Genomic DNA, 12,581 nt, shown 5'->3' with positions numbered 1-12,581 from the left:
GCTTGCCGCGCCGGCCGTGTCTCGGATGCGGCTGTCGCCAATTTTTGATGCCCATGCTCACTGCTGGGTGTGCGATCATTTGTTCGAATTTCAGCGTGATTCTGGACAACGCAGTATAGGTATCGGGAGACTGGATCAATGGCACCCTCCGTACACGATGCTTCATCCTCAGCCCTGGGCTACTTGTTCCAAGCACAGCTGGCATTGTTGGAATTGCTGCGTGGTGCCGATGAGAGGCCCGACGGAGCGATCAGCCTAGAGCTCCACGACGACGTCGCCTGGGAGGAGAACGGTGTCCCAGCCGACTTGTTGCAGGTGAAACACCATATTCGAGGCGTGCGAACGCTTGGTGACAAAGATGACGACGTTTGGAGGACCATCAAGTCCTGGATGGACACGCACGACCCTGGTGATGCGCACGGTCCATGGCTGACGCTGGTTACTACCCAGCAGGCTCGACCCGGAACCGCCATGGCAGCATTGCGCGGTCCGGAGCGCGACCCTGTAGCCGCGCTGGATCTTCTGACCGTTGCTGCCAAGGAATCCACAGCACAGAACACCGAGCAGGCCCGCAGGGCATTTCTAGAGCTCAGCGGTACTAAGCGGGCAGTGTTCGTTAAGCGCATGCGAGTGGTGGATGGCTCTCCCGATATTGACGATGTGGACGCCGCTGTGCGGGTGAAGCTGAGGGCGGCACTGCCCCACGGCCATACTGATACGTTCATGCGGCAGCTGTGGGCCTGGTGGTACGAGCAGACTGTGGAGATGCTGCAGAAGCGGCACACGAGTGTCTCTGTCAACCGGCTCATGCAATGTGTGAGCCGGATCCGTGACGACTACACGGCCGACAGACTGCCGACACTTGTCCAGCGAGAAGACTTTCCTGAGGACGTAACGGATGAGTTGGCCGATGCCCAGTTCATTCATCAGCTGTTGTGGGTAGGGGCGCGCCGTCAACTGGACAAAGCGATGGTCGACTACTACCGCGCTTACACCCAGACTATTGCCTGGCTCGAGGACGACCTGGTGGACCTGGACGAGCTGGGAAAATTCGAAAGCAACCTTGTCGACGAGTGGAGCCGTGAGTTCGACTGGATGCTGGACGAACTCCACGAGGATGACCCCGAGACCCAACAGCAGCAAGCCGGACGAGCTTTGCTGCGCAAGACTCTGGACCAGAGCCGATACAGGATCCGAGAACGCTATGACGAGGCGTTCTTCTCGCGTGGCAAGCACCATGAACTAGCCGACCGAGGTCGGATCGGCTGGCACCCTGACTTCGAAGAACGCATCAAGAATCTGGTGAGGGCTATTAGTGGCTGACTGGCAAGAGCGATCTCAGGCAGGGGCCGCGTATCTCAACCCCGCGCTTCTGGCTGCTATCCAGGCTTCTGCAGCACGCGCTTATGAAGCCGAGCATGGAGGGCGAGCTATGGTCTGGCCTTTGAGTTTTGTGGTTGCGCCGCTTGTTCTGCACCGGCCCACCCGGAGCGCACTTCCCTCCTCAACACGCACCCACCTGCCAAAGTGGGTTTCCGACCACCCTGCGCTGGTCGCGGGCCTGCCTTCGAGAAGCAAGTCGCTGATACCTGCGGTACGTGAAGGACTGCGGTTCGGTCTTCGGTTTGACCTACTCGCTCTTGAGAACGGCCGAGTACGCGCTGTGCAGCCTCGGCAGCCGCGAACCAAGGGAGAGCTGAAGGAACTGCTGCGCAGCGCCGCTCTGGTGGGACGGTGGATCGCGAAGAGTGAGAACCCTTCCACTGTTTTCGCCCTGTTGGGCATGAGACCCTAGGGCCCGTGCAGATACGGTCGATTATCCTCTACAGCAAGAGCGGCGATAAGCGCGTCCTGGACTTCCATCTCGGCGAGCTGAACATCGTCACTGGCACCTCTCAGACTGGCAAGAGCGCACTGCTCGACATCGTCGATTTCTGTCTGGGTCGCGACGAGATCACACTGCCAGCCACGGCAATCTTCCGTACGGTCGCATGGTACGCGGTCATGCTGCAGCTGCCTGACACACGCGTGTTTGTGGCCCGTCCCGCTCCACGGCCCAACGTCAAGTCTGTCACCAACGGAATGATCGAGGTCGGAGCCGACCTTGATATCCCTGAGCTGTCCGATCTCCGTGTCGGCGCCAACTCCGACACTATTCGTCAGCAGCTCGGACAGCGTATAGGTATCGGCGATCCTCGCAGCGAGGCTCTGGCCGGAGGGTTCGCCGCCCCGCTCAGAGCGAACCTGGGCCACGCGATGTTGCTCTGCCTGCAGAATCAGGACGAAGTCGCTCTCAAGCGGGCCCTGTTCCACCGGCAAAACGACGAAGCGCACATTCGTACCGCACTGAAGACGACCATCCCCTACTTTCTCGGCGCCGTCCCGGAAGATCAGGCAGCCCGCCAGCAAGAACTCCTCCAGGCTCGCCGGGCCCTGCGCCGCGCCCAGAACGACCTCAAGTCCGCTCAGGACCTCAACCGCGACGTGGAGGTAAGACTGCGGTCACTTTTGAGTGAGGCACGTGTTCACGGCCTAGTTGGTGAAGACGAAACCACCGACAACGACCGGAGCGCAATCCTGGCAGCCTTGAGGAATGTCGCGTCTTTCCAAACCGAGCGCAGTTTCGACGACCAGCAGCAGCGCCGTCAGGAGTTGGAGCTCGGAGAGCAGGCAAGCGATCTGCGTCGGCAGCTGCGCACTGTCGCTGAGGAACGCAAACTTCTGACCGATCTCGAGGTCGAGGAGAACGGTTACCGCAACGCGGTCAGGCGCGGCATGTCCCGCCTGTCCGCTCTGGAACTCGCACCTGACAGTGGTTCTGGTGAGGACACCTGCCCCGCGTGTGGCAGCACATTGGAGGAACTTGACCCGACCGTTGCAGACATGCAGCACACACTCCAAGAGCTGCGCGGGCAACTCGACTCGGTTCAAGCGGCCCAGCCCCGCCGGGAGCAGGCCCTACGTGAGCTCGACCAGGTCTCGGCTGAGCTGCGGCAGCAACTGCGCGGTATCGAAGGCGCGCTCAGTGTCCTCGCCGAGGAACGAGAGCGGCATGCTGGCCTGCTCGGTCAAGCCGAGGTGCAGGCATACACCCGCGGTCGCATCGACGCATACCTGGGGCAGATCAACAGCGCGTCGGATGGGCGGGAGATCCAGCAACTCGAGGCTGACGTCGCTATCGCCCAACGCATTGTTCGAGAACTTGAAGAGCAGTTGGACGCTGACGACATCGAGGAGCGGCTCGCGCACAGTCTCGGTTACGTCAACAGTCAGATGACCAACCACGCACGCTACTTGCGGCTCGAGCAGGGCGAACGTCTCGTCCGGCTGGATCTCAAGAAGTTGACCGTGGTGACTGACTCGATCGATGAAGTGACAGAACTTATCCGTATCGGCAGCGGCAAGAATCATGTCGGATACCACTTGGCCGTGCACTTGGCTCTTCACCAGTACTTCGTAGCAAATAATCGGCCCGTCCCCCGGTTCCTCATGCTTGACCAGCCGACTCAGCCCTACTATCCCTCTGACATGGCCAAGAGTCGTGGGAAACTTGAAGATCTCTCCGGAGACGAAGACCGTGCGGCCGTCAAACGGCTGTTCCACCTCATGTACAAAGCGACAACCGATCTCTCCCCTAACTTCCAGATGATCGTCAGCGACCACGCCGACCTGCCCGACCCGTGGTTCCAGCAGTGCGTTCGCTACAACTGGCGTGATGGGAATGTGCTGATTCCGCCCAACTGGCTTGAGGCTCCGTCTGGCGCATAGTTGCCCGTGTCTTGCGCCCGGTGTGGTGGAGCCTCTGGTGTGTTCAGGGATTGCCCTCCGTCGTTCACAGCAGGACTGTCTCGCACCGAGGTTGGTGGAGGCTGCGGCGAGTGCTGGGATCGCCTCCCGTCACTCACAGGAGCGGGCCGCTGCTGAACCTGGAGCAGCAGGTAATCAGTCGGTGTGGTGCCTCGTTGCTGACCGCACAGGAGACGACGGGCTGGTCTTCGTGACTGACGCTGCGGGGTGCCGACGAGCCTGCAGGCACGGGTATGGACGGGGCATGGGTGGAAGACCTGGCCCCACCTCGGTCTCACCCTGGACTCACCAACAGGACGACTCTGCTGGACCCTAATCTTCTGAGGCTGTGACCTGGGGTTTTGTGGCGCACCCGGCAGGATTCGAACCTGCGACCGTCGGATTAGAAGCGTCCCCCACCATCCGAATCAGGGTGTCGTTCTGTGCCGCGTCGTGCCGCCCGCTGACGTCCCGGTCCAAAACTGCGGAGCACAAACGGAGCACACACAGGCCGTTGCCGGCGTCCGATGGCACCTCGCTAGGACCTCGGCCGTCCTTCAACCTTCGCGATCGAGCTGCTCCGAGGTTGGGTGGGCGTCCTCCACCGGTCATCGTGTTTCCGACGTCGGTGCGCGATGGTGGTCGCCATCCCCGTTCCTTCCCAAGGTGCAGACCGGTGGCCTCTACCCCGTTGTTCTCCACCTACAGACAGGGCGAGAACCGTGTCACCTTGTCCATGTTGGCCGTTTTCGAACGCGTCGGGCTGTCCCTGACCGATACGATCCTGGCCCGGGCCTTGGGCGAGCCCACCCTTGGAAACGGTCCTCTTCACCAACCAGCTGTACAGCCTCGGCCTTGAACTCCGCCGAGAACTTCCTTCGTTTGTTCGCCACGATCCCTCGCAGCCCCTTCCTGGTAGTGAGGTGCCCTCAGGTGCCCTCAAAGCCTGACCCGGAACCCGCCCCCGCAACCATCAGTTGCGGGGGCGGGTTCCGTTGGCGCAGGACCTCTTCCAAGAGTTCGGCCAAGCGCTTCTCAACGGTCAGCAGAGATCACGGGGTCGGTTCGTCGTCGGTGCGAAGGCGCAGCAGACGCAGGACCTGGCGGGCGCGATGACGGCGGCGGGCATCGCGCGACCACACCGCCGGGACGATGACGAGCAGCACGAGTAGGAGCAGTGGCCAACTGCCAACGGTCCCCAAGAGTGCGACCACCAGGTCCATGACAAGGGCGGCAACGGCGAGTACGGACATGGGCTTCCTCCACCAAAGGGTGAACAGACTGGGACGCGATCAGCCTGGGTCAGCCGTAGGACCGGATGAACACGGCAGAACATCGGCGTCCAAGATCGGCCAATCATTGACAGAGCAAGACACCTCAGGGCTTGTGATGGAAGGATGTTCTGACAGTTTCTGACACATGCTGACTCTCTGATCCGGAAGGACTAGTGTGCCCCGCCCCTGGAAGCGCCCCACCCTCCCCCCGGGCTCACTCGGTGAGCTCAACCGTGCGTTGCACGAGTTGCATCACCGAGCAGGCTGGCCTTCTTCGCGCCAGATCCGGGTGGCCCTAGACGACAAGGGCGTGCCCATGTCCCACACCAAAATCCACGACACCCTCACAAAGCCTGCTCTGCCTACCAAGGGTGCGGTCGAGATGATCACCGAAGTCTTGGCTGGGGTGACCCGCGGCGTTGACGTCAACATCGAGGTCGACCGACTCCTGGACTTGTGGGACAAGGCCTCGCTCGACAATCAGACCTCTACCGCTGCGGCTTCTGAGAGTTCCACGGTCGAGCCTTCGCCCACCGAGAAGCAGGTTGCCACCGGACAGGGGTGGCGTGAGAAGGCCGAAAGCGGAGACACCGACGCCATGCACAACCTCGGTGGTCTGCTGAGGAAGCGCGGCGAGCATGAGGAAGCCGTGGACTGGTACCAGAGAGCAGCCAAGGCTGGCCACATCGAAGCCATGGTCCAGCTCGGCGACCTTCTGGAAAAGCAGCAAAAGTATAAGGAGGCTCTGGACTGGTATCGGATCGCGGCGAAAGCTGGCCATCCCGATGGCATGTACTACCTCGGATCCCTGCTGCCAGATTTTGGAGAGGATGAGGAAGCCGACTACTGGGTCCGGCGTGCCGCTGACTCTGGTCAGGGCGAGGCTTTGGCTTACCTTGGCTCGCAGCTGGAAAGGGGGGGAAAGCATTTGGAGGCGCTGATCTGGTACCGACGTGCCGCCCAGGTGGGTGACACCGGCGGCATGCGGAACCTCGGCTGCCTGCTGTTGGAACGGGGCGAGCGTGTGGAGGCCGAAACCTGGTTGCGGCGTGCAGCCCAGGCGGGCGACATCGACGCTATGCGCGATCTCAGCAGGGTACTGAGGTCACGGGGTGACCATACGGAGGCCGATATGTGGGATCGCCGAGAGCGGGGATGAGAGCTTCTCCGACTTTCTGCCTAGTTCCTCATCCGAGGGCGATTGTCCGTTCATAGTCGCCCTGCTCAGGTCGACCGCGAACGGACGGCTCACTCAGCTTTTTCGCGCCGGGTGTGATGGAGGCTTTTGGTGTATGCCGGGATCGCCTCCCCCCACCCGCCGGCCGCTCGGGTAGGCGACCCCGGCGAGATCGGACACGCCGAGCACCTACGAAGGATTCCGCTTTCGGGCGGCTGTCTTTGGGCTCCCTCGTGCCGCTGGGCCTGGGCCGGAGAATCGAACGGGTTTCGGGGCGCGTTGGGCGCCTGCCCGAAGGGCCCGGTGCCGGGTGCCTGCCTGACCGGCCCGGTTGGTGGTAGGAAGTTTCTGAAAAGGGTTCCCAGCCGCCCCGCACGGAGGCTTCCCATGGATCGCAGGCGGTCTCTCCGATCCCGCGTCAAGGTCGCTGTGGCCGCGGGTTCGGCCTTGGCCTTCTCCCTCGCTCCGATCTCCGGTGCGAGTACGGCCCACGAGGACCTGCGCGAACACACCGCGTTCAGTGGGACCGTCGAGACCTCACCGCACGGCTCCAGGGCCTCGGCCGAGGCCCTGGAGCAGCGGATGGAGACGTTCGATACCCAACGCCCGGTCGCCCCCGGGGTCACGCTGACATCGTTCGACGCCTACGGACCGGACGGCTACACCGGGGAGCCCACCTGGTTGCAGGCCGATTTGTTGACCGCCGACCTCAGCGGCGGGGTCAGCGTCGACTACCTGTTCCCCGGCAAGGTGACCGAGGCGGAACCGCTGAGCGAGCAGGCGGACCGTGTCGAGGCGGTAGCCGCAGTGAACGGCGACTTCTTCGACATCCAAGCCTCCGGTGCGGCCCAGGGCGTGGCCGTGCGAAGTGGCGAGTTGATCCAGTCCCCGATCAGCGGTGACTACCGTGGGTCCGCCGCGATCTTCACACCCGACGGGCTCGGTTCGATCGGGGAGGTGTTCTTCGAGGGCAGCGTGGAATTGCCCACCGGTGAGAATCCGTCACTGGACGCGATCAACAAACCGGCACTGGGCACCGACGAGATCGCGGCGTTCACCCCGCTGTGGGGGAGCTACTGCCGGTGCCGGGTGACCGAGGACGCGCAGGAGACACGGGAGGTCGTGGTCACCGACGGTGTCGTCACCGAGATCGCGGACAAGCCGCGCAGGGGTGAGATCGGCGATGACGCCTTCGTCCTGGTCGGTCGCGAAGCCGGCGCCCGGGCCCTGTCGGACCTGGCCATGGGCGATGCGGTCGGCATCGACTACGAGGTACGGACCGGCCAGGATCAGCAGATCCACGCCGCGCTGAACGGTCGTCAGTTGCTCGTCGTCGACGGGCGGGTCCAAGAGGCGAGCGAGGGCGACAACACCCCGGGTGCCCCGCGCATGGCCATCGGCTTCTCCGAAGACGGATCGCGGATGTACCTGCTCAGCGTCGATGGCCGGCAACCGTCCTTCGCCGAGGGCGTCGGTCTCGACGAGCTGGGCGAGATGATGGTCGAGGCCGGCGCGCACACCGCGCTCAACCTCGACGGTGGCGGGTCGGCCACCATGGTGGCGCGAACCCCCGGTGCGGAGCGGGTACGGGTCGAGAACCGGCCCTCGGGCGGTGAGGAACGCCCCGTGCCCAACGGGCTCGCCCTGTTCGCCCCCGAGGGCAGCGGCCGCATCGATGGTTTCTGGGTCCAGACGCGGATCGAACCCGAAGGCGTCGATGGTGCCGGCCACGTCGCACCCGGCCGGCCCGACCGGGTCTTTCCCGGTCTGACACGGACACTCACCGCGGCCGGTCATGACGAGACCTACGCACCGGTCGAGACCGATCCGCACTGGCGCTCCGATGACGGCCGGGTCGGTACGGTGGGCCGTGATGGTGTGTTCACCGGTGTCTCGGCCGGCACCACCACCGTCAGGGCCATGCGGGGGAGCGCCACGGGCGAGATCGAGTTGACCGTGCTGGGTGAGCTGGACCGGATCGAGGCCACGCCCCAACGGGTGGGTCTGGCCGACTCCGAGGCCTCCAGCGTGGTCGAGGTGGTCGGCTACGACTCCCACGGGTTCACCGCACCGATCGAGGCCGCCGACGTCGCATTCACCATCGACGAGACCGTCGCGGAGGTCTCGGCGACCGAGGACGGGCGGTTGGAGGTCCAGGCCGCCACCGACAGTGGTGCCACGCTCGCCACGATTCGGGTCGCCGATGTGGAGACCACCCTCGCGGTGACCGTCGGTCTGGAGGAGGTCGTCCTCGCCGACTTCGATGACGCGGCCGACTGGTCCTACTTCGGTGAACGCGCCGACGGGGACGTCTCGGTGGTCGAGGGTCCAGACGGCGACGCGGTGCGGCTGAACCACGACTTCACCACCTCGACCCAGACCCGGACCGGCGGGGTCCTACCGCCCGGTGAGGAACTTCGGATCCCTGGACAACCACAGGAGCTGCGCGCCCGGGTGCGCTCCGAGGGCAATGGAGAGTGGGCGAGCCTGCAGGTCCGGGACGGTTCCGGCCGGTCGTTGCCCGCGCTGCGCGCCGGTCACCTCCGAGAATCGGGTTGGCGGGAACTGGTCTTCGAGGTGCCGCCGGGCACGCGGTACCCGCTGTGGCTGCGCCGTGTCTACTTCGCCGAAACCGACCCGGACGCGAGCTATCACGGTGAGGTGATCATCGACGAACTGACCGCGATGGTGCCGCCGCCGGTGGACGTACCACCCACCGAAACGGTCATCGCCCCGGTGGTGGCCTCCGGTAGGACCGTGGCCGGTCAGGATTGGCGGTTCGCCGTGGTCTCCGACGCACGGTTCGTCGCCCGTGATCCGGACGGCGAGATCGTCGCCAACACTCGGCGCGCACTCCGTCGGATCCGTGCGAGCGACGCCGAGTTCCTCATCATCAACGGTGACTTCGTCGACGAGGCCGCACCGGAGGACTTCGCGTTGGCCAAGCGCATCCTCGACGAGGAGTTGCGGGGCGAGCTTCCTTACTACTACGTGCCGGGCGGCCACGAGGTGTCCGAGGGCACGCTGGAAAACTTTCGGGAAGCGTTCGGGGACACCCGGCGCGTGGTCGACCACCACGGCACCAGGTTCATCCTCTTGAACACGGCGTGGTTCTCCTACCGGGCCGGTGACTGGTCGCAGCTACCGCTGCTGCGCGAAGAGCTCGATGAGGCGGCCGAGGACCCCGCCGTGACCTCGGTGGTGGTGGCCCAGCACGTGCCCTTCCGCGACCCGTCGCCCTCCAAGGCGAGTGAACTGTCGGACCGCAAGGAGGCGGCCACCGTCGAGGAGTGGCTGGCCGACTTCCAGGCCCGAAGTGGCAAGGGCGTGGCCTTCATCGGCGCGCGCGTCGGCGTCTTCCACGCCGACCGGGTGGACGGCGTGCCCTACGTCATCAACGGCAACGTCGGCAAGAATCCTTCGGCCGGGCCCACGGACGGTGGTTTCACCGGTTGGTCGCTGTGGGGAGTCAACGTCGATGGCGATCCGGCGGATTGGGTCAGGACCGAGCCGCGTCCCCACGTGGACGGGCTGGAATTGGACGCGCCGAGCACGGTCGAGGTCGGTGAGCAGGCCGAGATCACCGCGACGGTGGACAACGACGGTATCGACCTGCCGGTCACCTACCCGGTGGGCGCGGACTGGTTCGGCTCCAAGGAGCTCCACATCGGGACGGTCGAGGAGGCCGGGGACGAGCACGTGGCCGTCTTCGACCCGGCGACGGGTCGATTCAGCGCGCTGTCGGCCGGGAGCGTCGAGCTCGGTGTCACCGTGAACGGCGTCACCGAGCGGGTCACCATCGAAGTGACGCCTTGACCTCATTCCTCCAGGGTCTGCTGGAGGAGCGGGACGATCTCGTCCAGGGCGTGGTGGATGCCCAGGGTGGAGCCGCTGGAGAAGGCGTTGGCCGTCTCCGGGTCCTCCAGGACGATCAACCGGTCGTCCTTCGCGGAGGGGATGTTCCGCAGGACCGGGTCTTGGTCGAGGGGGTCGGTGGTCTCACCGATCGGGAAGACCACGGTCAGGTCGGCGTCCAACTCCTCCACCAGTTCGGAGCTCAAATCGACGTAGAAGGCGCCGTCGGCCCTTTCCACCAGTTCGGGCTTGTAGTCGAACCCGAGCTCGGTGAGTACGTCCACGCGGGTGTCACCGGGTACGTAGGCGCCGTACTGGCCGTCGAAGTAGGCACCCACCGCGATGGTCGTGTCGGCGAAGCCGGGGTTGTCCTCGCGCAGTTCGGCGAAACGGCCCTCCAGTTCGGCGACGAGTTCCTCACCGCGCGGGGTCTCGCCGAGGACTTGGGCGACCTGGAGGGTCTGCTCCTGCCAGGTGGTGCCGTAGGTGACCTCCACCCCCGGGGGCGGGCCGACCACCGGGGCGACCTGGGAGAGCAGGTCGTATCTGTCGGAGGAGTGATCGGAGCGGGTGTCGAGGATGACGTCGGGCTCCAGAGCGGCGATCGCTTCCAGGTTCGGCTCCAGGGTGCCCACCTCGACCGGCTCGGAGCCGAACAGTTCCGCGGCCCAGGGGCCGACGTGGGGTTCGCCGTAGCCCTGCCAGTCGGCCACGCCCACCGGCCGCACGCCCAGGGCCAAGGCGGTCTCGGCGTCCGACCAGCCCATCGCGACGACGTTCTCGGGGCGGTCCTCGATCTCCACGTCCCCGAACAGGGTCTGGAGGGTGACCGGGTAACCCGCGCTGGTCTCGCCGGAAGGTGAGAGGGAGCCGGTACCACCGTCACCACAGGCGGTGAGCAGGAGGGTGGCCAGGGCACCGGTGGCGATCAGGCCGTAAGGGGAGGAAGGGCCGGACTTCATGAAACCTCACTGGATGGAATTAAGCTTAGCCTTGCCTAAATGTGGCGTGGTCAGGTTAGCGTGATTTCAGGACGAAAGCGCACCTCCCATGGTCGGATGCGTGGCACGATCTGGCTAACCTGACCCGGACGCAAGCAGCTCGACGATCGAGAACACGACGACCAGGGACCAACGACCAGATGATCACAGCCGAGGGCCGGGCGGCCCCCGCCCCCGCCGCCCCGCCCACCGACGATCCCCTCCCCACCAGTGCCGCCGCACTACGTTCCCGAACCCTGCGCCGCCACCGCGGCCGCATCACCCTCGGCGCCACCCTGCTGTCGCTGCACCAACTCTGCGAAGCACTCGTTCCCGTCGCCATCGGCGTCACCATCGACCAGGCCGTGGCCACCGGTGACCTCACCGCCCTGCTGTGGTGCGTGGGCGGCCTCATCCTGCTCTTCACCGTCCTGGCCTTGGCCTACCGTTCCGGCGCCCGCATCACCCTCGGCGTCGTCGAACGCGAGGCCCACATGCTGCGACTGGAATCGGCCCGCCGCGCCCTGCACCCCCGCGGCGAACGCAGTGGGTTGCGCTCCGGAGAGGTTCTGGCGGTGGCCACCTCCGACGCCGAACAAGCCGCCACCTACGCCCGCGCCTGGGCCGTGGGAATCGCCCAGGTAGCCGCCATCGTGGTCACCACCGTCGTCCTGCTCACCATCGACCTCCCTCTCGGCGTCGGTGTCCTGGTGGGCGTACCCCTGATGCTCCTGCTGCTGCGTCTGCCCGCCGCCCGCATCACTCGCCGTACCGAGGCCAAACAGGCCACCGCCGCCCGTGCCACCGCCATGGCTACCGACCTGGTCGGCGGCCTGCGGGTGCTCATGGGCATCGGCGCCCGACACAACGCCTCCCTGCGCTATGGCCGCTCCAGTGATCGCGCCTTGGACGCCTCGATCGGCGCCGCCGCCAGCAACGGCCTCTACAAGGGCCTGGTCACCGCCGTCGGTGCCCTCTTCCTGGCCTGTGTGGCCGGCGTCGCCGGGTGGATGGCGATCCAGGGCCACCTCACCATCGGTGAACTCGTCATCATCGTCGGCCTGGCCCAGTTCCTCGCCGAACCCGTTCGGGCCCTGGGGATGGTCGGTCAGATGTTCGCCACCGCCCGGGCCTCCGCCCAGCGCCTGGTACGCCTGCTCACCGCCCCCGACGCGGTCACCCCCGGCGACCGGGCCCTGCCCGAACCACTCCCCGGCGGAGCGCCGCTCGTCGAACTGGAAGGGGTCCGCCACCGCGCCTTGGACGGCATCGACCTCACCCTGAGCCCCGGCGAGTTCCTCGGCGTGCTCACCACCGACCCTCGTGAGGCCGAGGCCCTGGTCGACCTCCTGACCGGGCGCGCCCCCGCCGAAGCGAGCCAGAAGGTGCGCATCGCCGGTGTGCCCGTCGACGAACTCGACCTGGCCTCGCTGCGCCGCACCGTGCTGGTGGAGGAACATGGCGGTGTCCTCTTCGAGGGCACTTTGCGCTCCAACCTGGCCACCGAAC

General features: G+C 65.5%; 8 protein-coding genes. 6 read left to right on the top strand and 2 right to left on the bottom strand.

The window, feature by feature from the left end:
* Positions 1-138 precede the first annotated feature (138 nt).
* The 3 genes from D472_RS0102915 to D472_RS0102910 are packed head-to-tail and all read left to right on the top strand — an operon-like array spanning position 139 to position 3,768.
* Positions 139-1,323 (top strand): ABC-three component system protein, encoded by a 1,185-nt coding sequence (locus D472_RS0102915; RefSeq protein WP_017603007.1) that lies wholly within the window; start codon positions 139-141, stop codon positions 1,321-1,323.
* Positions 1,316-1,795 carry a three component ABC system middle component gene (locus D472_RS29465; protein ID WP_083903361.1) on the top strand — a complete coding sequence of 160 codons (480 nt, stop codon included), beginning with the start codon at positions 1,316-1,318 and terminating at the stop codon, positions 1,793-1,795. The genes D472_RS0102915 and D472_RS29465 overlap by 8 nt, the downstream gene beginning before the upstream one ends.
* A 5-nt stretch (positions 1,796-1,800) precedes the next feature.
* Positions 1,801-3,768: a DUF3732 domain-containing protein gene (locus tag D472_RS0102910; RefSeq protein WP_017603006.1), complete on the top strand. Its 1,968-nt coding sequence runs from the start codon at positions 1,801-1,803 to the stop codon at positions 3,766-3,768.
* Between the two features lie 1,070 nt (positions 3,769-4,838).
* Here D472_RS0102910 and D472_RS0102905 read toward each other — a convergent pair.
* On the bottom strand, positions 4,839-5,039 hold the full coding sequence (locus D472_RS0102905; RefSeq protein ID WP_017603005.1) for a hypothetical protein: 201 nt from the start codon (positions 5,037-5,039) through the stop codon (positions 4,839-4,841).
* 337 nt (positions 5,040-5,376) lie between these two features.
* Between D472_RS0102905 and D472_RS27045 the strand changes: the two genes are divergently transcribed.
* Both D472_RS27045 and D472_RS0102895 read left to right on the top strand, forming a co-directional pair.
* The gene (locus tag D472_RS27045) at positions 5,377-6,219 is read left to right on the top strand and encodes a tetratricopeptide repeat protein (protein WP_152447882.1); all 843 of its coding nucleotides are present in this window, start codon (positions 5,377-5,379) and stop codon (positions 6,217-6,219) included.
* A gap of 405 nt (positions 6,220-6,624) precedes the next feature.
* On the top strand, positions 6,625-10,053 hold the full coding sequence (locus D472_RS0102895) for a phosphodiester glycosidase family protein (protein WP_033303037.1): 3,429 nt from the start codon (positions 6,625-6,627) through the stop codon (positions 10,051-10,053).
* 2 nt (positions 10,054-10,055) lie between these two features.
* Here D472_RS0102895 and D472_RS0102890 read toward each other — a convergent pair whose 3' ends face one another.
* Entirely contained in the window at positions 10,056-11,054 is a 999-nt protein-coding gene (locus tag D472_RS0102890; RefSeq protein WP_017603002.1) for an iron-siderophore ABC transporter substrate-binding protein, read from the bottom strand.
* Between the two features lie 179 nt (positions 11,055-11,233).
* Between D472_RS0102890 and D472_RS0102885 the strand changes: the two genes are divergently transcribed.
* Positions 11,234-12,581 (top strand): ABC transporter transmembrane domain-containing protein (locus tag D472_RS0102885; RefSeq protein ID WP_017603001.1); only part of this gene is annotated, 1,348 nt, incomplete at its 3' end.

It is taken from the genome of Nocardiopsis alkaliphila YIM 80379, assembly GCF_000341005.1.
Classification (GTDB): domain Bacteria; phylum Actinomycetota; class Actinomycetes; order Streptosporangiales; family Streptosporangiaceae; genus Nocardiopsis; species Nocardiopsis alkaliphila.
This window is presented reverse-complemented; position numbering and strand designations above follow the sequence as displayed.

Excerpts from the sequence above, each read along its gene's own strand:
- D472_RS27045 (WP_152447882.1), top strand. The coding sequence starts at position 5,377 with ATGTCCCACACCAAAATCCACGACACCCTCACAAAGCCTGCTCTGCCT.
- D472_RS0102895 (WP_033303037.1), top strand. The coding sequence starts at position 6,625 with ATGGATCGCAGGCGGTCTCTCCGATCCCGCGTCAAGGTCGCTGTGGCC.
- D472_RS0102915 (WP_017603007.1), top strand. The coding sequence starts at position 139 with ATGGCACCCTCCGTACACGATGCTTCATCCTCAGCCCTGGGCTACTTG.
- D472_RS0102890 (WP_017603002.1), bottom strand. The coding sequence starts at position 11,054 with ATGAAGTCCGGCCCTTCCTCCCCTTACGGCCTGATCGCCACCGGTGCC.
- D472_RS0102905 (WP_017603005.1), bottom strand. The coding sequence starts at position 5,039 with ATGTCCGTACTCGCCGTTGCCGCCCTTGTCATGGACCTGGTGGTCGCA.